Genomic DNA, 19686 nt, shown 5'->3' on the forward strand with positions numbered 1-19686 from the left:
ATCAGTGGCACGGCAAAGCGCACGTCGGAACGACGTATAAGCGCGCCCTCCCTCGAAAAAATCTCGGGAGGGACTACCGCGTTCCAGGCCGTCCTGGTGACCTTGGAGCATTCTGCCGGGTGCTAGACTATCATTTCTCCATCAACACCGACGGAGACGAAGATGCGCAAGCCACGGGACTTTGATGCTGAACTGAAGGCACTGGGGGACAAGGCGCGGGACCTCAAGAGCCGCAAGGTACAGCAGCTGGGCGAACTCGTCATTGCCACGGGAGCTGACGCGCTCAGCGCCGATGAATTGGCTGGAGCGCTGATCGTGCTAGCCGAGACGAAGGAGGCCGGAAAGAGGGAGGCATGGGCCAGGCGCGGGGCTGCGTTCTTTCAAAGCCGGGCGCGGCGAAATGCACCGACAAATGATCGCAACACGGATGGCCCTCCTGCGCAACTGGGTGGCGCGCAACCGACATCAAGCCGCAAGGGCGCGACATGACATGCGAACGTGGCAGGTCGAGCGCCGCAAGCGCACGCGGCACCTCATCGAACTCGGCGGCCTCGTCGTCAAAGCCGGTATCGTGGATCTAATCGGCGACGACCGCGCCACCATCCTTGGCGCGCTATTTTGGATGGCCGACAAGCTCAAGAGCGATCAAGGCGAACGGGCAAGAGCGCTATGGGCCGCAAAGGGAAAGCAAGCGTTCGAGGCGGATTCGGCGACGCACGTACGCACAAATCGTTGATGCGACGACAATGGCAGCGAAGACGGTCGGCCTGCGTGGGAGATCATGGAAGAGGCCGCCGTCGGTTGGCTCGTGCGGCGAAGGAAGTCCGGCGGGTAGTCGGGTCGGACGTCCGAAGACGCCGGAGCTCCGACGAACGAACCGCGGCGGTTCAGGCGGTGACGGCCTCGCTCAGTAGAAGAAGCTCGTGCAGCGGGAACGGGGCTCTGGTGTCATCGTCGTATTGCGCGTGGACCGATCTCAGCCGGTGAGCGAACAGACGCAGTTCGTCGAGATAGTCGCCATCCTGGCACAAGGCGATCCACACTTCGTCGACCGACGAAACCTTTCGCGGATTGTTATCCAGCGCCGTGTTGTCGCCGGTCGGAAGCTGGCGCGATACCGGCATCGCCCGGCCGACTATCCTCGCGGAGTGCGGCTTCTTTTTCAGCGCATGGCTGACAGTCCTGGTTCAGGACGAAGTTGAAAGCGTATTCGCACGATGTTGCCGGCGATCGCTCGATCGAATTCGCTTCGGCTCGCCAGGGTCAACCGAAGGCGCGTCAGGGCTACTCGTAGATGCTGGCCGCATGCAGCAGTCGAGCAAGGACGGCGTAAGGCATGCTTTCCCGCTCATGCCCGTCCAGGAGACGGCTTTGGCCAAGGGAGCTCGGCCCTTGATGGTCTCGCAGCACAGCTGCGAAAGCTTCGAGATATTGGTCCAGCGTAACCTGCTCCCATTCCTCCGGATGCGCCAGCAAGTGCTCGCGGAGACTCTCTACATAAGCTGAGAGCTCGGACGCATTCGAGGGAGCGGCATCGATAAGCCGGTGACTCATGTCAGCACCCATCTCTTCTGCGTACCCTGACCGATTGGCCAACTAACTCTCTCCTCTCCGAGACCGCCGGCGAATACGCCCTCATCTGGTCCCGCTGACCGGCCAAAGACGCCCCCCTCCACCGAGCGGGGCGTCTCTCCTGCTAATCCCTGTCAGCTTGCCGGATTGCGCGCCATGACGATCCACGTCGCGCCGTCGATCATCACCGACCGCTCGCCGGGGCGGCCCGCGAAGGCGGCACGAACCGCGGCCGAGGCGCGGGCGCGGATGTCGTCGGGCTGATCAGCGAGCGCGCCCGCCTCCACCAGCGAAAAGGCGCCAGACCTGCGTGTGATCGTCTCATGCGATGGATCGTGCGAGCAGTTCGCGGAAGCGCGGGCGTACCGGACCGGGCCGCGCCACGATCCGCTGCGCCTCGAGCTCGACCTCGCCCATCAGGCCCTGCGCCACCGCCTGGTGAATCGCCTTTCTTCGATTCGAAGAAGCGATAGACGTTGGCGGGGCGGCGACCTCCAGAATACGATCCCGGGTGTCGCCTTCGATATGTTCCGCAATCAGTGTCATCTGTCGGGACTCGTCAATCAGTGCTTCATCTCACTTATTCAGCCGCTTTAGCACGCGGAATAGCATGCGGGTCATCGCTCCCATGCTGCGGCGCGGCAGGCTGCTCGGGGGTGCCGGCCTCATCCAGGCTCTTGCGGAACCAGAGGGCGTAGAGGCCGGGCAGGTACAAGAGCGTCAGGAAGGTCGCGACGAACAAGCCGCCCATGATGGTGATCGCCATCGGGCCCCAGAACGCCGAGCGCGACAGCGGGATCATGGCGAGGATGGCGGCGAGCGCAGTCAGCACCACCGGACGGGCGCGGCGGACGGTTGCCTCAACGATCGCCGCGCGCCTGGTGAGGCCGTGCGAAACATCGGTCTCGATCTGGTCGACCAGGATGACCGTGTTGCGCATGATCATGCCGGCGAGCGCGATCAGGCCGAGCAGTGCCACGAAACCGAACGGGGCGTTGGCGACGTTGAGCCCGAGGGAAGCGCCCACGATGCCGAGCGGCGCGGTGAGGAACACCAGGATCAGGCGCGAGAAGCTCTGGAGCTGGATCATCAGCAGCGTCAGCATCACCATGACCATCAGAGGGAAGAGGATGAAGATCGAGGCGTTGCCCTTGGCGGATTCCTCGAACGCCCCGCCCGGCTCGATGCGGTAGGCCGGCTCGAGGTGGTCAATGATCGGCTTCAGCTTCGGCGTGATCTGGCTGGTGACATCGGGCGCCTGCACGCCGTCGACGACGTCAGAGCGCACGGTGATCGCCATGTCGCGGTTGCGCCGCCACAGGATCGGCTCCTCATGCGCATACTCGATCTTGGCAACCTGCTGCAGCGGCACGGCCACGCCGTTACGCGAGGTGATGGTGAGATCGCCGACGCCGCCGAGGTCGAGACGCTCGGACGGAATCGCACGGGCAACCACGCCGACCTTCTCGATGCCGTCGCGCACGGTCGTGACCTGCGCGCCGGAGATCAGCATGGATAGCGCCTGGGAGACGTCCTGCGGGGTCAGGCCCATGGCACGGGCGCGATCCTGGTCGACGACCAGCTTGAGGAACGGAGACTGCTCGTTCCAGTCGAGCTGGACGTCCTTGACGTTCTTGTTCTGCCGCATGACGTCGCGGACCTGATAGGCGATCTCACGCACCTTGTTGGCATCGGGGCCGATTACGCGGAACTGCACGGGGAAGCCGACGGGGGGACCGAAATTGAAACGGTCGACACGGACGCGCGCCTCGGTCAGCATGCCGTCGGCGACCGCGTTCTCGATCTTGGCCTTGACCCGCTCGCGCGCCTCGACGCCCTTGGCGACGATAACGATCTCGGCGAAGGCCTCGTTCGGCAACTGCGGATTGAGACCGAGCCAGAAGCGCGGCGAGCCCTGGCCGACATAGGACGTGTAGGTCTCGATGTCCTTGTCGTCCTTGAGCAGGGTCTCGGCCTTCTTGACGGACTTTTCCGTGACATTGAAGGCGGTGCCTTCCGGCAGGCGCAACTGGAGGAACAGCTCGGGCCGCTCCGACAGCGGGAAGAACTGCTGCTGGACCTGGCCGAAGCCGACGATCGAGAGCACGAACACGCCGACGGTCGCCGCCACCACCTTGATCCGGTGGTCGACGCACCACTGCACCACGGCGCGCAAGCCGCGATACATCCGCGTCTCGTAGATCGCGTGCGGATCGTGGTTGTGATGCACGGCGATATTGGGCAGCAGCTTGACGCCGATATAGGGCGTGAAGATCACTGCCACGAACCAGGACGCGACCAGCGCGATCGCCACGATCCAGAAAATGCCGCCGGCATATTCGCCGACCGCCGAATTGGCAAAGCCGATGGGGAGGAAGCCGGCGGCCGTGACCAGCGTTCCCGTGAGCATCGGAAACGCAGTTGATTCCCAGGCAAAGGCAGCCGCGCGAACGCGGTCCCAGCCCTGCTCCATCTTCACCACCATCATCTCGACGGCGATGATGGCGTCGTCGACCAGAAGGCCGAGCGCGATGATCAGCGCACCGAGCGTGATGCGGTGCAGGTCGATCGACATCGCGTTCATGACGATGAAGACGATGGCGAGCACCAACGGCACCGACATCGCGACCACGATACCGGTGCGCCAGCCGAGCGCCACGAAAGAGACGAACAGCACGATCGCCAACGCCTCGATAAAGGAATGCACGAACTCGCCAACCGCGCGCTCGACCACCTTCGGCTGGTCAGCGATCTGTTCGACCTCGATGCCCTGCGGCACGACCTTCATGAAATCGGCGGTCGCCTTCTCGACATCCTCGCCGAGCTGGAGGATGTTGGCGCCCTTGGTGGTGACGACGCCGATGCCGATCGCGGGCTTGCCTTCCTGGCGGGCGACGAAGGTCGGCGGATCGACGAAGCCGTGGGTGACGGTCGCGATATCGCCGAGCCGGAACACGCGGCCATTGCTTTCGACCGGGGTCTCCGCGACCGCCTTGACGCCATCAAGCGCGCCGGTGACGCGCAGCGGCACGCGCTGCGAGGAGGTTTCCACGGTGCCTGCCGGCGTGACGTTGTTCTGCTTGGCGAGCGAATCGAACAGCGCCTGCGGCGTAATGCCAAGTGTTGCCAGCTTCGCGTGGGAAAATTCGACGAAGATGCGCTCGTCCTGGGTGCCGTAAAGATTGACCTTGGTGACGCCGTCGACCTTCAGCAGCCGCTGGCGAAAGCCCTCCGAGACCTTCTTGAGCTGGGCGTAGTCGGCGCCGTCGCCGGTCATCATGTAGAGGATGGAGTCGACGTCGGAGAACTCGTCATTGACGACTGGCCCTAGGATGCCCGACGGCAGCTGGCCCTGTACGTCGATCACCTTCTTGCGCAGCAGATAAAAGAGATGGGGCACGTCCTTCGGTGGCGTATCGTCGCGGAAGGTCACCTGGAGCGCGGCGAAGCCGGGCTTGGAATAGGTCTGCACCTTCTCGAAATAGGGCAGCTCCTGGATCTTCTTCTCGATGGGATCCGCGACCTGGGCCTGCATCTCCTGCGCGGTCGCGCCCGGCCACAGCACGGAGACGTTGACCACCTTCACCGTGAAGAACGGATCCTCGGCGCGGCCGAGCTTCTCATAGGAGAAGTAGCCGGCGACGCCGAGCATGACCATCAGGAACAGGACCAGCGTCGGATGGCTGACGGCCCAAGCCGAAAGGTTGAAGCGCTTCATCGCTCTCTCCGAAAGACGATCCAGTTGCAATAAACGACAGCCGCTCTGGTCAAATCGTCGTCGCGAGGCAGCGAAGCAATCCAGGGGGCTGGGTTCTGGATCGCTTCGCCGCTTCAGCCTTTGCGTAGGGGCAAAGGTCGAAACTACCTCACACGACGTAACTCGTAGAAAGCCTAGAAGGACGGCGCCGATAGGACCCGCACCTTCTGGCCGGAATCGAGCTTCTGCACACCGAGGGCGACGATCTTTGCGCCCTCGTCCACACCGCCGGTGATGACGACGTCGTTGCTGTCGTAGGACTTCACTGCGACCGGCTTCAGCGTGACTGCACCTTTGTCGTCGACGACGTAGAATGACGGCTTGCCGCCTTCGTTAAACAGCGCCGACAGCGGCAGCCGCGCGATGCGCTCGGTAGCGGCATCGGACAGCGTCAGCGTCGCGGTCATGCCGAGCGCGACCTTGTCGTCGGCCTCAGGCAGCGAGAACTTTGCCAGATAGGTGCGGGTGGCCGGATCGGCGGCCGGTGCGATCTCACGCAGCTTCGCGACGTACTTCTTGTTCGGCTCCGACCAAAGAGTGACGCTGGCGACGCCCGACTTGGCACGTCCAACCAGCGTCTCAGGGATCGCGACGACCGCTTCCCTTTCGGCAAAGCGCGCGACGCGGATCGAAGCCTGGCCCGCGGCGACCACCTGACCAGGCTCGATCAGCGTTGCGGTGACGACGCCCTGGGCGTCGGCAACGAGCGTCGCGTAGGCAAGGGAATTCTTGCTCAATTCGAGCGCGCGCTCGGCACGGTTCAAGCGTGCGCGGGCCTCGTCGGCCGATGCACGGCTCGAATCCATCTGCGCGTCGGTGGTCCAGCCCTTGGCCTTCAGATCCTTGGCGCGCTGCTCGGCGGCGGCGGCCTGCGCCAGCACGCCGGTCGCGGCGGTCTGCTCGGCCAACGCCTGCTCGGCCTGGAGCTTCAGGTCGACCTCGTCGAGGGTGGCGAGCGGCTGTCCGATTTCGACGGTCTGGCCGACTTCCACGAGGCGCTTGGCGACTTTACCGGCGACGCGGAAGCCGAGGTCACTCTCGATCCGGGGCCTGATGGTGCCGACGAAGCTCTGCTGCGAAGTCTCGGCATCATAATGCGCGGTTGCGACCAGAACCGACCGCGGTGGCTCGGCCTTCTCAGCGACGATGTCATTGCACCCGGCCAGCGAAGCCGCCATCAGGGCCAGCGACACGCCTGCCAACAGCCTGGAATAGGGAGCGCCCTCGATAAGCCGGTGACTCATGTTAGCATCCATCTCTTCTGCGTACCCTGACGATTGACCAACTAACTAACTCTCTGGCGAATCTTTGCCGCGTTTGCCCGACGGCGTAAGCCGGACTTCGCAAAGCTCACGAGCGACTGAAAAGAAATGCGCGCGGAGTCATGGCGCCAATCAAGATCCTGGGTCCCGCGCGTACAGGCCAAGAGCCAGCAGGGAAAACGCGCTCATCACGACGCCCAGCGCCAACATTGCTTCATGTGACACTGTGGCAGCAAGCCATACGCCGATCGCGGCGATCATCATCTGCAAGAAACCCAGCAGCGCCGAGGCGGCGCCGGCCTTCTCCCCGAATGGAGAAAGCGCCCGCGCAGTGGCCAGTGGAATGACAACACCCATGCCGAGAAGAAAAACGCACATCGCGCCCAGAAAAGGCAGGAAAGTCGGGCTGATCATCGAGATGAGCAGGATCGCAAGGCTGCTGGCGGCCGTCGCGCACAAGCCGGCCCGGATCGGACCATCGAGCCCGTAGCGTGGTGCCAATCTTGTTGCAAGCATACCCGCGGCGAATACGATGAAGATGGTGCCGGCGAAAAAGAGGCCTAGCTGGATCGGCGTGAAGTGCAGCGCTTCGATGAATAGACGCGGTGCAGCGGAAAACATCGAGAACATGCCCGCTATGATGAGGCTCGAGGTGGTCGCGGGGATAGCGAAGCGACGGTCGCCAATCAGGCCGGCATAGGTCCTGCCGATGGCAACGGGGTTGAGCGGCGTGCGGATCGAATTGTGGGTTTCGCCGACAACGATGCCGTAGGCAACGGCGCTGACGGCAGAAAAGGCCGCGACCAGCGCGAATTCGGCGCGCCAGCCCAGACTGTGGTCGAGTGCGCCGCCAAGCAGTGGCGAGAACCCGGCAGCAGCGGACATCACGATCATGATGGCCGCCATCGCGCGTGCCAGCGCTGCGCCGCTAAACATGTCGCGGGCGATGGCGCGAGACAGCACTGCCGTCGCGCAAGCACCCGTTGCCTGCACGACGCGGCCGATAAGGAGATTGGGCAGGTCGGTTGCCAGACCGCACCAGACGCTGCCCGCGAAGAACACGGCAAATCCGATCAGGACCGGCCAACGTCTTCCGTAGCGATCCGAAAGCGGTCCGACCAGGAGCTGGCCCAATCCGAACACCGCAAGGAAGACGGTGATGGCGGACGTGACCGCCGCACTCGTGACATTCAATGAGATCGCAATGTTCGGCAGAGACGGCAGCAAGATGTTGGTCGCCAGCGTTCCCATCGCGGTTAGGACGGAAATGACGGCGATGGGCAGAGCGCTGGAGGTAGGAATGTCCCGCGGCGCGGTGTTGATCAGGTCAGCCATGGGATCCTTCGCGTGTTAGGTTACGGGATTGCGCGCCGTGACGATCCACGTCGCGCCGTCGATTATCACCGACCGCTCGCCGGCGCGGCCCGCGAAGGCGGCACGAACCGCGGCCGAGGCGCGGGCGCGGATATCGTCGGCCTGATCGGCGAGCACCCGCGACAGCGGGCCGACCTCAAACGTCATCTTCACCGCGTCGTCGATCGCCGCGTCCCGCGTCGCGCCCTCGCCAAACGGGACGGAAGCATCGAAGGGTGCGATAGCGATATCGGTGAAGCCGGCCGCCGTCAGGATCCGGCCCACCCGCGCCGGGTCGCCGAACGAGAATGCGCCGCGGCTTCGGGATCGGGCGGCGCCGTCGGCGGCACGATACCTTTGATCGCGCCCATCGGCAGGCGCACCCAATCGTTCTCGGCCGCGCCACGCCAGCAGACAAAAGCGACCCGCCCGCCCGGCTTGAGCGCGCGGCGCATGTGGGCGAACGCCCCTGTCGGATCGTCGAAGAACATCACCCCGAAACGCGAGAACAGGATGTCGAACTCCCCCTCGGGCAGCTCGGCGCTGCTGGCGTCGGCCACGCGGAACAGGACCGGCGTATCCTGTGGTGCAAGCGCGCGCGCTCGGGCGATCAGCGGTTCGGATATGTCCACGCCCAGCACTTGGCCCCCCGCGCCGACGCGGGCGGCCAGAGCCAGACTGGACCCGCCCGCGCCGCAGCCGACGTCCAGCACGCGCTCGCCCGCTGCGGGCGCGGCGGCTTCGATCGCGGCCTGGCCGAACGCCGCCGCTATGGCGTCGAGCCGGGCCTGGTGGGCGACCCAGCGCTCCCCGCTTTGGCCATTCCAGTCGGAGACCCGATCGGCATTGTGCTGTGCCATGACATATCCTTGTTCTGATGCGTTCTTGACTAGGCTGTCCGATGTCAAAGCGCGCTTCCTCTCCAGCGAGCGACAAGAGCGAACAGGATGAAGCGATCCATCCTCCGCTGATCCCAGCTCCGTGAGCGTCGTGATGTTGAGCTGGATCATGTTCGCGGTGTGAGCATCGGCGAAGAGCGTCAGCGCGTCGGCCCAAAAGTCGCCATTTCCGGAGTCAGGCCGTGCAAAAACCGGGGACGGCGACCTTCTGAAACAGGTGCGGGCTGGCCACGACGGATGACGGATAGGCCGAAAGCTTCGCGACGAACTCGGGCTGGGTGAAGGCGGTGCGGACCGTCTCGGTGGATTCCCACACCACATAGTTCAGGTAAGTCGGGCTATCGCCGATCGCTCGATGCAGTTGCATGGAGATGAAGCCCGGTTGCTTCGTTATGATTTCGGCAGCCGCCTTGAAAGCGTCCAGGAAGCCCGCTTCGTCTGCGGGATCGACCATGAAGAGGTTGATGAGCACGACAGGCGCGGCCGCGATACCGAGTTGGCGGTCAAACGGAAATTTCTCGTCTAGGGGCTTGAATGGTTTGATGGCGGCCATGGTGGCGCTCCTTTCTATTGTGGAATTGAAACTGGCGTGATCGATGCTGCTTGCTCTCAAACCACCATCGACTGCTGGGCGAAGATACCCGCCATCGCGCCCTGCGATGATGCCTGGGTGACCGAGGGCAAGAAGGGCGTGGCGAGGTCGCCGGCGGCGTAGATGCCGGGCATGCTGGTTTGGCGGCGCTCGTCGACCTTGAGGACGATGCCGACGGGCGTAGGCACGGTAGCGAGGCCCAGTGATTCATGCAGGCTTGCGGACGGCTTGGTACGCGGATTGGCGAACAGGATGTCGATTGCGACCTTGCGGCCGGTATCGAGATTGACGGTGGCGATATGGCCCTCGTGATGGGCGATCTCGGTGATCCGGCCATCGACGAGAGGTATCTTGCGGCGCGCCAGATCGGCCCGGATATCGGGCGGAATGTCGTGACCATCGGCGAACAGTGTCAACTTGTCGGTCCAATCGTGGAACAGCCTGGCCTGATTGTGCGACTGCGGGCTGGACCAGACGAGGCCCCAATGCTGGTCGGCGACTTCAAAGCCGTCGCAATAGGGGCAGGGTACGATGGATGTGCCCCAGCTTTCGGCGTAGCCCGGAACATCAGGCATCTGGTCGGCGACGCCATAGCTCAGGATCACGCGCCGCGCTCCAAAGCTTTCGCCCTCGGAAGTGAGGACTTTGAAATCGTCGATGGCGCCCGAGACGCTTTCGGCCCGGGCGTTGACCATCTTGATCGCGGGATAACGCGCCAGCTGCTGCCGCGCCTCGGCCAGGATGTCCAGCGGCGGCTTGTGATCGTGGCCGAGCAGTCCATGCGAGTGGCCGGCGAAGCGGTTACGCGGCAGCCCGGTATCGAGAACGGTGACCTTGCGGCGGGCTCGGCCGAGCTGCAGGGCGCCGGCGAGGCCGGCAAAGCTGCCGCCGATGATGATGACGTCATCCATGGTGATGGGCTCCGTGTTGGGTATGGAGGGGGACGCGTTGGGCTTGGCGGCGGCCGGAGCGCGCGCGAGGCCGATGGCGGAAAGCGCAGCCAACTTCAGTAGGGCTCGTCGTTGCATGGAAGTCACCGTGGGCTTGCACGTTTCAGATACTGCATGGTATCGTAATGCAAGAATTAGAATACTGTCAAGTACTGGAATTGTCGTGACCGAAAAAATCCAGGGCCGGCGCGGCCGGCCCGCCAACGAAGCTCTTGGCCAAACGATCGTCGAGGCCGCGCGCGAACTCTTTGTGGAGTTGGGTTTTCAAGCGACGACCTTGGACAAGCTCGCCCAGCGGGCGAAGATATCCAAGCTCAGCATCTACAGGCACTTCGAGAACAAGAAGGCGCTGTTCAGCGCGGCCATCGCGGCCGGCTGCCATCAGTTGTTTGCACCACAGATCCTGCTTGAAGGCGTCGACGGTTCGGCCGAAGACCAGCTCATGGCGGTAGGATCATTGCTCCTTCGCACGCCGTTGAGATCAGACGTCCGCAGTGTCGAAGCCATGGTCATGGCCGACAAGACGAATCAAAAGTCGTTAAGCAAGCTCCATTTCGAAGCCGGCCCCGCCCATGTCATCGTCCAAACCGAGGCCCTGTTGCGTCAGTTGCACGCGAAGGCGCTTCTGAACGTGCCCGATCCTCTCCGGTCCGCCCGCTTGTTCGCCGCGCTTTTCAAAGGATCCGATCTCCTGATGATCGCACGCTTCGATCAGGCGAGAGCAGAGGACGACAACGAAATCGAATCCTATTGCCGGTCGGCCGTCGCCATGTTCATCGCCGCGCACGGTCGCAACGACCACGTGGGCAGATATTTGCCGGCGCCAAGCTCAAAAGACAAAATTTGAATCGTGCGTGACCGATGTGCTCAGTGGCGTGGTGCGCGGCACCGGCAGCCGACGCTCGATCGAGCCCGCGGGACGCGAGCCGCCTCGTTTCGCGTCGTACCGCTCGGCAAGCTCCAGCAGGCGACGCCGTGTGAAGGGGGCCGCCTTCTCGGCAATGACCCGAACCCGCTGTGCGAGACCTTGGTAGAATTCCAACTCCATGACGCGCCCCCGCAACATCACTGCGGCCCAGCGCTGTGACGCCGCGGAAATCGTCCTGGACCGCGGGCGTGTTCTTCGAGGTGCCGCCTGCGAAATCCGTCTCGATCGCGCCGGGCGCGACGAGGGTCTCGTATCGGTCAGGGAGCGTCGATTGACCGCAACTGGAAGGTCGGCGTCTGGCCCTTCTTGGAAGGATCCATGAGATAGCCAATCTGGCCTTCCGCTACCCAAAGCTTGTCGCCGACGCGCGCGACGCCTGTTGGTCCAGCGAAATCCTTGATCGTTTCGATTTGGGCCCGATCCCCCACGATCGTGACCTTAGAAAGCGGACCGGTGCCTTCAACCATCACGAATCCGGTCTTGTCTGCCCTAAGACCGTCCGGGAACTTGATTGGGCGGGACGTCTCAAGCTTCGTGACGGCACCAGCGACTCCCGATTTGGATTCGATGCGGAAGAGTTCGCCGCTTTGGAAGGTGTTGACGTACAAAGCGCCATCCGGTCCGAACGCAATCCCATCAAGCCCCCCTTTCAGCTTCGCGTCCTGGGCCCAGATGTCGAGCTCGGAAGACCCTTTCTTCAGGCGAAGGATCTGCGGCTGCAGAGTATTCGTGACGTAGAGCGCGCCGTCCGGCCCAATCGCGAGATCGTTGCAGAGCGAAGGTTTCGCGGGCAATTGCGCGCTGATTTTTCCCTCGCCGGTTTTGAGGTCAAATCCCTTAACGAACGAGCCTTCGATCGTGTTTGGACCTTTGACGCCGAGTGGGGTGGCATCGTTCGAACATACCCAAAGAAGCCCTGACGTCTCGTCGGCGAGAACGCCGAACGTCGATCGCGTATCGAATGTCCCCTGCTTGATCCAGGCTTCGGCCTCGGAGGCGCCCGGCTTGACGCGCGCGATTCCGCCGTTCGTCAAGCTGGTGGCAAAGAGCGTTCCATCCGTTGTCGCTGCCAGACTTTCCGGGAACGGCGATCCCGATAGGATCACGGTCTGCGATCGGGCCTCACTCGCAACCGAGGCCGCGACTAGGCCTACCACCGCTGCGATGACCAGGTGGGACAGGTTTTGAAATAGGTCTGATTTGTTAGCGTACATGCGTTCCTCCAAGCTGATTATGTGGTCGACGTCACTTCTGAGGGATGTTGAGTCACTCAACCCAAGATTTTCGGCTTGCGTGAGGGAAGACGGTGGTGCTCGGGCAAGCACCGCAAGTGGGCGATAGAGCTCAACCCATCAAGCGAAATTGATGCTCTTGTTTAGAGGCAATTCGCGTACCCGTTTTCCGGTAAGAGCAAAGATCGCATTGGCGAGAGCCGGCGCCGCCGGCGGGACCGGAGGTTCACCAATTCCTCGAACGTCCCCACCAAGCTGCAATCCCTTGACGATGATTTCGGGTGCTTGATGGAATCTCATGGCCTCGAACAGATGAAAATTGGTCTGGACCGGCGCAAAGTTTTCGTAGGTCAGCTCGCAGTTCATGGCATGGCCCAAGGCCCAGATGATGCCTCCCCGCACCTGCGCTTCGAAGTTGACCGGGTCCAGAATGCGTCCCACATCGCAAACGGCATACACCTTGTCGATCTTGATGCCTTGCGGCGCGTAGCTTACTTCGACGACTTGAGCCATTGGCACGCCGAAGGACAAAGTCAGCGCCACGCCGCGAGCTCGTCGATCATCGATTCGCGAGCCTTTCCAGGCGGAAATATCACGCAAAGTATGCAGCACCTTCTTGGAAGGCTCATGATTGCAGAGACGAATGAGCTCTGCCATCGGATCCGCGCCCGCGGCATGGATCAACTCGTCCAGGAAGGAAGCATGGTGGAAGCCATTGGCGGACGCTCCAACCGATCGCCACGGGCTGACTGGCACCATTTCCTTCGCCTTATAACCCGTCACACGAAAGTTAGGTATTGCGAAAGGTTGGTCCCAAATACCGTTGACGCTTGAAACATCGGGACCGGGAGGAATGGGCGCCTGCAACCGATTGAACCAGGAGGCGCCCATCGATTGTCCGGCCACATCAATGCTCATGCTCTCGACCATGCCATCGCGAACGGTTCCCTTGGCGCGCGAGAGCTGAATCGGGCGCGGATAGTCGTGCGCCATGTTCTCTTCACGGCTCCAGGTCATCTTGACCGGCACGCCTTCCATGGCCATCGCGAGTTCGATCGCCTGCAACGCATAGGTGTCATCGAGCCGTGCCCCGAAGCTGCCGCCCATCGACTGAACATGCAGATAGACCTTCTCTTCCGGCAGTCGCGTCAGCTTTGCCGCATGCCCCTGGAGGAAGACCGGGATCTGCGTTCCCGTCCAGATGTCGAGCCGTTCCTTCGTGTAGAGTACGACCGCATTCATGGGCTCCAGCGGCGCATGGGCCAGGTAGGGAGTCCGATACTCCGCCTCGATCGGTTTGGACGAGCCGGCTAAAGCCTTCTCGACATCACCGTCGTTGCGAAGCCGGCTGTCCTGCTGGTCTTTGGAGAATGAATTCTCCAGCACCTTCCACATTCCAGCCGAGTCGGCTGGATAAGGAGGATCATTCCATTCGATCTTGATGGCGGCTGCGGCCTGAAAGGCTCTCCAGGTGTTATCGGCAATGACGCCCACGCCGTCTTTGATGAGGACGATCTTTTTGACGCCTCTCATCTTCTCCGCGCTGGAGGCATCGTATCGTTTAATCGTGCCACCCATGCCGGGGTTAGCGCGGACGGTCGCGTACACGACCCGGTCCGGACGAATATCGATGCCGTACTGTTGGGTACCTGTGGACTTGGCGACGATATCGATCCGACGCATCTTCTTGCCGATGTAGCGCCACTCCTGTTCCGGCCGGAGCGTGACATCCGTAACGGGTGCAAGCTGCGCTGTCTCAACGGCCAGTTCCGCGTAAGTAAGGGATTTGCCATCGGGCAAGATCACCTGACCATCCTTGGTCTTCAGTTGCGACCGGGACACTCCCGACCTTCTGGCCGCCGCCTCCTTCAAAGTCTCGCGCGCGACCGCGCCCGCCATGCGGAGTTTTTGATAGCCGTCGGGTACGGTGGACGAGCCCCCCGTGATCTGCATACCGAGAACGCGGCTCAACACTTCGCCGCCTCCCCGCGCCGCACGCGCCATCATGCCATCGTCGATCGTAGAGAACGGCAGGCTGTCGTCCATCACCCGGCTGTTGAAATAGGCCGGACTTGGCGGACCGGGATCGATGCGAACCTTGTGCGGATCCACGTCGAGCTCTTCAGCAATCAGATGAGCCTGGATGGAATATGAGCCTTGGCCCTTGTCGGCGCGCGGAGTGATGAGCGTGACGCCCTTTGCGTCGACGCGGACGTAGGGCGTGATCGCGGCTTCCCCCGCCTTGAGGTCCTTGAGCAGCGGATTGGGAGGATCCTGGCGCAGTCGGTAATAGCCGAACGCGACGCCGCCGGCGATCGCAGCGGAGCCAATCAGGAACGTGCGTCTTGCAATTGTCTTGAGCCGAGCCACGCTATTTCCCCTTCATCATCTGGGCTGCAGTTTTGACGGCGCTGTGGATGCGCGTGTAAGTCCCGCATCGACAAAGATTTCCGTCCATGGCTTCGGCGATTTCGGCGTCCGAAGGATCGGGGGTTTTAGACAGCAGCGCCGCTGCGGCCATCATTTGGCCGGACTGACAATAGCCGCACTGCGCGACCTGGTGCTCGATCCAGGCCTGCTGAACCACATGCAGGTTTGCCGGAGTCCCCAGGCCCTCGATTGTCGTGATGCTGCCGCGGACCTCGCCAGCGTTGATCGAGCAGGAGCGAACCGCGGTACCGTCGATATGAACGGTGCACGCACCGCAAAGGCCCGCACCGCAACCGTACTTCGGTCCCGAGATACCAAGCTCGTCCCGCAGCACCCAAAGGAGCGGCATTTCCGGTTCGACATCCAGATCGTAGCGCTTACTGTTGACGGTCAATTGCATTGCGAAGCTCCTGTAGTTGCGAACAACGGCGCCAGCCCGCCTGCCAAGTCGATCAGAAGGCCCCGCAGGCGGCAGCGGCGGAATAGTCAGAGCCAGCGGCGAACCTCGGCCTTGTAGCGGCGGTAGTCGTCGCCGAACTTCGCTTCGAGATAGCGCTCCTCGCGGGCGATCACCTGCGTCTGGATCGCGATCAGCACCAACGGGAGCAAGGCGAAGGCGATCGGCCCGTCGAAGCCGATCGCAAGGCCGGCATAGTTAAGCGCCATTCCGAGATACATGGGATTGCGGGTCCACCGATAAGGGCCGGTCGTTGCGATGAGGGTCGTTGGCTGCGACGGTGGAACGTTGGTGCCCAGCCGCCGGAACAGCCCCGCCGCCGCAAGCATCATCGCCGCGCCGGCAACGAACAGCAGCGCGCCGGTCGCGACCAGCAACCGCCCGTCGATGCCGAAAGAGCGCAGAGTGACGAACCGCTCCGCCGCCAGCCCCAACAGCAGCGCTCCCAGATAGACGAAGGGCGGGGGGAAGCGCACACCCGCGCTGTCCGGTTCGACCGGCATGCTCATCTCCCATCTGCGGTCTCAAACCACCATCGACTGCTGGGCGAAGATACCCGCCATCGCGCCCTGCGATGATGCCTGGGTGACCGAGGGCAAGAAGACCGTGGTGAGGTCGCCGGCGGCGTAGATGCCGGGCATGCTGGTTTGGCGGCGCTCGTCGACCTTCAAGGCGATGCCGCCGGGCGTATCCACCGTGGCGAGGCCCAGTGATTCATGCAGGCTTGCGGACGGCTTGTTGCGCGGATGCGCGAACAGGATGTCGACCGCGACATTGGGGCCGGTATCGAGCTTGACGGTGGCGTTATGGCCCCCATGATGGGCGATCCCGGTGATCCGGCCGTCGACGACAGGTATGCTTCGGCGCGCCAGATCGGCCCGGATATCGGGCGGAATGTCGTGACCATCGGCGAAGAGCGTCAACTTGTCGGTCCAATCGTGGAACAGCCTGGCCTGATTGTGCGACTGCGGGCCGGACCAGACGAGGCCCCAATGCTGGCCGGCGACTTCAAAGCCGTCGCAATACGGGCAGGGCACGATGGACGTGCCCCAGCTTTCGGCAAAACCCGGAACGTTAGGCATCTGGTCCACGATGCCATAGCTCAGGATCAGGCGGCGCGCCCCAAAGCTTTCGCCATCGCCAGTGAGGACGGAGAATTTGTCGATGTTGCCGGAGATGCTGTCGGCCCGGGCATTGACCAGCCTGACCGTGGGATAACGCGCCAGCTGCCGGCGCGCCTCGGCCAGGATGTCCAGCGGCGGCTTGTGATCGTGGCCGAGCAGTCCATGCGAGTGGCCGGCGAAGCGGTTGCGCGGCAGGCCGGTATCGAGAACGGTGACCTTGCGGCGTGCACGGCCGAGCTGCAGGGCGCCGGCGAGACCGGCAAAGCTGCCGCCGATGATGATGACGTCATCCATGGTGATGGGCTCCGTTGGAGGATAGGTTGCAACCTACCCGGCTTGCACATTTCAGATACTTCATGGTATCATAATGCAAGAATTGAGATACTGTCAAGTACTGGAATTGTCGTGACTGAAAAAAGCCAGGGCCGGCGCGGCCGGCCCGCCAACGAGGCGCTTGGCCAAACGATCGTCGACGCCGCGCGCGAACTCTTTTTGGAATTGGGTTTTCAGGCGACGACCTTGGATAAGGTTGCCCAGCGAGCGAAGATATCCAAGCTCAGCATCTACAGGCACTTCGAGAACAAGGAGGCGCTGTTCGGCGCGGCCATGGCGGCCGGCTGCCAGCAGTTGTTTGCACCACAGGCCCTTCTTGAAGGCGACGACCGTTCGGTCGAAGATCAGCTCATGGCGGTGGGATCATTACTGCTTCGCACGCTGTTGAGACCGGACGTCCGCAGTGTCGAAGCCATGGTCATGGCCGACAAGACCAGTCAAACCGCGTTAAGCAAGCTTCATTTCGAAGCCGGCCCCGCCCATGTCATCGCCCAGATCGAGGCCCTGTTGCGTCAGTTGCACGCGAAGGCGGTTCTGAACGTGCCCGATCCTCTCCGGTCCGCCCGCTTGTTTGCCGCGCTTTTCAAGGGATCCGATCTCGTGATGATCGCACGCTTCGATCAGGCGAGAGCAGAGGACGACCACGAAATCGAATCCTATTGCCGGTCGGCCGTCGCCATGTTCATCGCCGCGCACGGCGGCAACGACCACGCGGGCGGATATTTGCCGGCGCCAAGGTCAAAAGACAAAATTTGAATCGTGCGTGACCGATGTTGTCAAAATAGCCGGGACCGGTTTGAAATCATGGAGGCTGAAGAGCTTTCGATTGGCAACAAGATCGCGGATAAATACGCTTGTTGAACTATCGGTTGCGATACCAGTCCGCACGATGATTCCCGCGCGCCAACCCGCTCTTGTCAGTTGGGGAAATAGCTCCGCAAATAATGCGTATGTGTTCACGTCGTCGGCCCCGCTCAGCGGGAATCGATCTGTCTTGCGTACAAGCACGCTGGCGACTTCGGACGCGCGTTTCGGCATTACGGTGACAGTGCACAAAACATCCCATCAAGCGGAAGCGGCGAACCCAGCCGGAGCTCGCGAAGCGGGCTTCTTTAAGTGCCCGCCGAATTCGGCAAATCCGAAACACGCGGCGAAGGCTGGTGGGCCGGCAGGACTCGAATCTGCAATCAGTCATGAGCGGCCAATTCTAACCATTCAAGCCGTGCGCGGGAGGAAAGGTAGCCTTCCAGTTCGCTGATCGCAGCGGCGAGATCAATGGCATCTGGCAACGGAGAAGGCGCAGCCTCAATGATTGCCAGTTGTTCTTTATCAAGAAATCTGTATTGCCAAACTTGGTTCGCCGGTTTCATGACTGCGTCCGGAACGGCACGACCGTGTCATCGCTACTGGAAGGCCGCGCACAATAGTCGGCCCAGTCCTTCATCATCCGCTTGCGCAATTCAAAGAACGTTGTGCGCTTATAAGCCGCGATCACCTCGTCGCTGACCTTGTGCGCGAGAGCAGCTTCGGCGGCGGGATCGTCATAGCCGTGCTCTGCAGCCCAATCGCGGAACGATGACCGGAAGCCGTGCGGCACGATTTCGCGGTCGAGCTTCGGATCGATCCAGCTCCGCTCCAGCTCGTTCATCCTGTCGATCACCGCAGCCATCGAGGCGTCACTCAGAGACTTGCCCTTGGTGTTTGGGAAGATGTACTCGCTGCCATCCTTGATGGCTTCCATGCGATCAAGTACGGCGACCGCCGCCTTGCTCAATGGCACTTTGTGTTCGGCATCGCTCTTCATGAGTGCGGCCGGAATGGTCCAGACTGATGTCTGCCGATCGATCTGGTTCCATTTTGCTGCGACTGCGTTGCCGGGCCTTACGGCCGTCAGGATTTGAAACTCAAGAGCTGCAGCAGCTACACCGTCGCGCTCGCGGAGCTTGGGCATAAAGTTAGGCAATTGCCGATAAGGCAACGCCGGATGATTGCGGACCTTCCGAACCTTCGAGGTGGCCGGGAGCAGGTTATCGAAATGCCCCTTCCAGCGTGCGGGGTTTTCCCCCTTGAACTCGCCCTTCGCTTTGGCGGCATCGATCACCTGCTCGATGCGACTGCGAATGCGGCTCGCCGTTTCGGTCTTGGTCGCCCAGATCGGCTCGATGATCCGCAGGACCAGCGTCGTGTCGATCGCGCCGATCGGAAGATCGCGAATCGTTTTGCAGTAGTCGTTCTTGGTCGGTTTCCCATTCTGATCAATGCCAAGCAGCGTCATCTGCCATTGATCGGCGTGCTTGGCGTTTTCCAGCCCGCCCGATTGGCTTTGATGAAGCGCTTGGCAGCCGCCCCGAACGTGATTGCCTTGGCCGCTTCAATGCGCGCGGCGGCTTTCGCCTCGCGCCTGGCTTGGATCGGGTCTGCGCCATTGCGCCGGACCTTGCGGGCGTCAGTCGCTTTGTCGCGTGCCTCTTCTAGGCTCACATCGCGCAGGGACCCGAGGCCATGCCAGCGGGTGCGTCCATGAAGTTTGTATCGAAACAGCCAGCTCTTGGAGCCCCCCTTCGCCACCTGGAGATAAAGGCCGCCGCCATCAGCATGCATCCCTCGCTTAGATAGATGCTCGACCTTCTTGGCCGTCAGTTTTCCGAATCCTCGCGCCATAAATCGGCACCCGGCTGCATACACCCTTACATACACTTAGGCGTGAGATTTGGCGAGAGAGGATGGAATTGAATGGAACGCCAAATCCAGCACAAGTGGCTAATATTGCAGGTGTTTGTGTCAGGAATTGGGGTCG

General features: G+C 62.3%; 21 protein-coding genes and 3 pseudogenes. 5 read left to right on the top strand and 19 right to left on the bottom strand.

All coding sequences use genetic code 11. From position 1 onward, the window contains the following. Nucleotides 1–162 precede the first annotated feature (162 nt). Together LMTR3_RS25735 and LMTR3_RS25740 are read left to right on the top strand one after the other, a co-directional pair. Nucleotides 163–489 (top strand): conjugal transfer protein TraD, encoded by a 327-nt coding sequence (locus LMTR3_RS25735; protein ID WP_065747758.1) that lies wholly within the window; start codon nucleotides 163–165, stop codon nucleotides 487–489. 1 nt (nucleotide 490) lies between these two features. Then, complete coding sequence (locus LMTR3_RS25740; protein ID WP_065747759.1) at nucleotides 491–736, top strand: conjugal transfer protein TraD; 246 nt, start codon at nucleotides 491–493, stop codon at nucleotides 734–736. A gap of 151 nt (nucleotides 737–887) precedes the next feature. On the opposite strand, the gene LMTR3_RS25745 is transcribed toward LMTR3_RS25740, so the two are convergent. The 7 genes and pseudogenes from LMTR3_RS25745 to LMTR3_RS25770 form a co-directional block, all read right to left on the bottom strand. Beyond that, nucleotides 888–1166 (bottom strand): RNaseH domain-containing protein, encoded by a 279-nt coding sequence (locus tag LMTR3_RS25745; protein WP_349643820.1) that lies wholly within the window; start codon nucleotides 1164–1166, stop codon nucleotides 888–890. 118 nt (nucleotides 1167–1284) lie between these two features. Next, the gene (locus LMTR3_RS40370; protein WP_502686669.1) at nucleotides 1285–1566 is read right to left on the bottom strand and encodes a DUF7660 family protein; all 282 of its coding nucleotides are present in this window, start codon (nucleotides 1564–1566) and stop codon (nucleotides 1285–1287) included. 140 nt (nucleotides 1567–1706) lie between these two features. Then, nucleotides 1707–1847: pseudogene (locus tag LMTR3_RS37965) on the bottom strand (SAM-dependent methyltransferase); the annotation flags it as partial. 47 nt (nucleotides 1848–1894) lie between these two features. Further along, nucleotides 1895–2118 (bottom strand): annotated as a pseudogene (locus LMTR3_RS25755) (TetR/AcrR family transcriptional regulator); the annotation flags it as partial. 34 nt (nucleotides 2119–2152) lie between these two features. Further along, complete coding sequence (locus LMTR3_RS25760; RefSeq protein WP_065747763.1) at nucleotides 2153–5290, bottom strand: efflux RND transporter permease subunit; 3138 nt, start codon at nucleotides 5288–5290, stop codon at nucleotides 2153–2155. Between the two features lie 173 nt (nucleotides 5291–5463). Continuing rightward, nucleotides 5464–6573: an efflux RND transporter periplasmic adaptor subunit gene (locus LMTR3_RS25765; RefSeq protein ID WP_065747764.1), complete on the bottom strand. Its 1110-nt coding sequence runs from the start codon at nucleotides 6571–6573 to the stop codon at nucleotides 5464–5466. A gap of 150 nt (nucleotides 6574–6723) precedes the next feature. Next, entirely contained in the window at nucleotides 6724–7842 is a 1119-nt protein-coding gene (locus LMTR3_RS25770) for a Bcr/CflA family efflux MFS transporter (protein ID WP_245319996.1), read from the bottom strand. On the opposite strand from LMTR3_RS25770, the gene LMTR3_RS39465 reads away from it, so the two are divergent. After that, a complete protein-coding gene (locus LMTR3_RS39465) occupies nucleotides 7751–7945 on the top strand; it encodes a hypothetical protein (RefSeq protein ID WP_245320000.1) in 195 nt (64 codons plus the stop codon). The genes LMTR3_RS25770 and LMTR3_RS39465 overlap by 92 nt on opposite strands. Here the strand turns inward: LMTR3_RS39465 and LMTR3_RS25775 are convergent. The 3 genes and pseudogenes from LMTR3_RS25775 to LMTR3_RS25785 all read right to left on the bottom strand — a co-directional run bounded on the left by LMTR3_RS25775 (nucleotide 7942) and on the right by LMTR3_RS25785 (nucleotide 10346). After that, nucleotides 7942–8804, bottom strand: a pseudogene (locus LMTR3_RS25775) (class I SAM-dependent methyltransferase). The gene LMTR3_RS39465 and the pseudogene LMTR3_RS25775 overlap by 4 nt on opposite strands. Nucleotides 8805–9018: 214 nt before the next feature. After that, the gene (locus LMTR3_RS25780; protein ID WP_065747766.1) at nucleotides 9019–9396 is read right to left on the bottom strand and encodes an antibiotic biosynthesis monooxygenase family protein; all 378 of its coding nucleotides are present in this window, start codon (nucleotides 9394–9396) and stop codon (nucleotides 9019–9021) included. A gap of 56 nt (nucleotides 9397–9452) precedes the next feature. Next, nucleotides 9453–10346 carry an NAD(P)/FAD-dependent oxidoreductase gene (locus tag LMTR3_RS25785; protein WP_065747879.1) on the bottom strand — a complete coding sequence of 298 codons (894 nt, stop codon included), beginning with the start codon at nucleotides 10344–10346 and terminating at the stop codon, nucleotides 9453–9455. A 202-nt stretch (nucleotides 10347–10548) separates the two neighbouring features. Here LMTR3_RS25785 and LMTR3_RS25790 point away from each other — a divergent pair, with 202 nt between their 5' ends. Continuing rightward, nucleotides 10549–11232 carry a TetR/AcrR family transcriptional regulator gene (locus tag LMTR3_RS25790; RefSeq protein ID WP_065747767.1) on the top strand — a complete coding sequence of 228 codons (684 nt, stop codon included), beginning with the start codon at nucleotides 10549–10551 and terminating at the stop codon, nucleotides 11230–11232. On the opposite strand, the gene LMTR3_RS25795 is transcribed toward LMTR3_RS25790, so the two are convergent. The 6 genes from LMTR3_RS25795 to LMTR3_RS25820 all read right to left on the bottom strand — a co-directional run bounded on the left by LMTR3_RS25795 (nucleotide 11215) and on the right by LMTR3_RS25820 (nucleotide 16850). Then, complete coding sequence (locus tag LMTR3_RS25795; RefSeq protein ID WP_065747880.1) at nucleotides 11215–11433, bottom strand: hypothetical protein; 219 nt, start codon at nucleotides 11431–11433, stop codon at nucleotides 11215–11217. The genes LMTR3_RS25790 and LMTR3_RS25795 overlap by 18 nt on opposite strands. A 137-nt stretch (nucleotides 11434–11570) precedes the next feature. Continuing rightward, nucleotides 11571–12539 (bottom strand): Vgb family protein, encoded by a 969-nt coding sequence (locus tag LMTR3_RS39470; protein ID WP_245319991.1) that lies wholly within the window; start codon nucleotides 12537–12539, stop codon nucleotides 11571–11573. A gap of 126 nt (nucleotides 12540–12665) precedes the next feature. Further along, on the bottom strand, nucleotides 12666–14915 hold the full coding sequence (locus LMTR3_RS25805) for a xanthine dehydrogenase family protein molybdopterin-binding subunit (protein WP_065747769.1): 2250 nt from the start codon (nucleotides 14913–14915) through the stop codon (nucleotides 12666–12668). A 1-nt stretch (nucleotide 14916) separates the two neighbouring features. Next, the gene (locus LMTR3_RS25810) at nucleotides 14917–15375 is read right to left on the bottom strand and encodes a (2Fe-2S)-binding protein (protein WP_065747770.1); all 459 of its coding nucleotides are present in this window, start codon (nucleotides 15373–15375) and stop codon (nucleotides 14917–14919) included. Between the two features lie 86 nt (nucleotides 15376–15461). Beyond that, nucleotides 15462–15935 (bottom strand): methyltransferase family protein, encoded by a 474-nt coding sequence (locus tag LMTR3_RS25815; RefSeq protein WP_065747771.1) that lies wholly within the window; start codon nucleotides 15933–15935, stop codon nucleotides 15462–15464. A 21-nt stretch (nucleotides 15936–15956) separates the two neighbouring features. Next, complete coding sequence (locus tag LMTR3_RS25820) at nucleotides 15957–16850, bottom strand: NAD(P)/FAD-dependent oxidoreductase (protein ID WP_065747772.1); 894 nt, start codon at nucleotides 16848–16850, stop codon at nucleotides 15957–15959. Nucleotides 16851–16961: 111 nt separating this feature from the next. Between LMTR3_RS25820 and LMTR3_RS25825 the strand changes: the two genes are divergently transcribed. Continuing rightward, nucleotides 16962–17645, top strand: coding sequence for a TetR/AcrR family transcriptional regulator (locus LMTR3_RS25825; RefSeq protein ID WP_065747773.1), 684 nt, complete (start codon nucleotides 16962–16964; stop codon nucleotides 17643–17645). A gap of 431 nt (nucleotides 17646–18076) precedes the next feature. Here LMTR3_RS25825 and LMTR3_RS37975 read toward each other — a convergent pair whose 3' ends face one another. From LMTR3_RS37975 to LMTR3_RS39475, 3 genes are read right to left on the bottom strand one after another with little or no spacing between them, the layout of a single operon-like run. Further along, complete coding sequence (locus LMTR3_RS37975; RefSeq protein WP_141686799.1) at nucleotides 18077–18259, bottom strand: hypothetical protein; 183 nt, start codon at nucleotides 18257–18259, stop codon at nucleotides 18077–18079. Further along, nucleotides 18256–19164, bottom strand: a complete 909-nt coding sequence (locus LMTR3_RS25830) for a tyrosine-type recombinase/integrase (protein ID WP_245319992.1) — start codon at nucleotides 19162–19164, stop codon at nucleotides 18256–18258. The genes LMTR3_RS37975 and LMTR3_RS25830 overlap by 4 nt, the downstream gene beginning before the upstream one ends. Continuing rightward, nucleotides 19161–19550, bottom strand: coding sequence for an Arm DNA-binding domain-containing protein (locus LMTR3_RS39475; protein WP_245319993.1), 390 nt, complete (start codon nucleotides 19548–19550; stop codon nucleotides 19161–19163). The genes LMTR3_RS25830 and LMTR3_RS39475 overlap by 4 nt, the downstream gene beginning before the upstream one ends. Nucleotides 19551–19686: the final 136 nt, after the last annotated feature.

The sequence above is a fragment of the Bradyrhizobium sp. LMTR 3 genome, from assembly GCF_001693485.1.
Classification (GTDB): Bacteria; Pseudomonadota; Alphaproteobacteria; order Rhizobiales; family Xanthobacteraceae; genus Bradyrhizobium.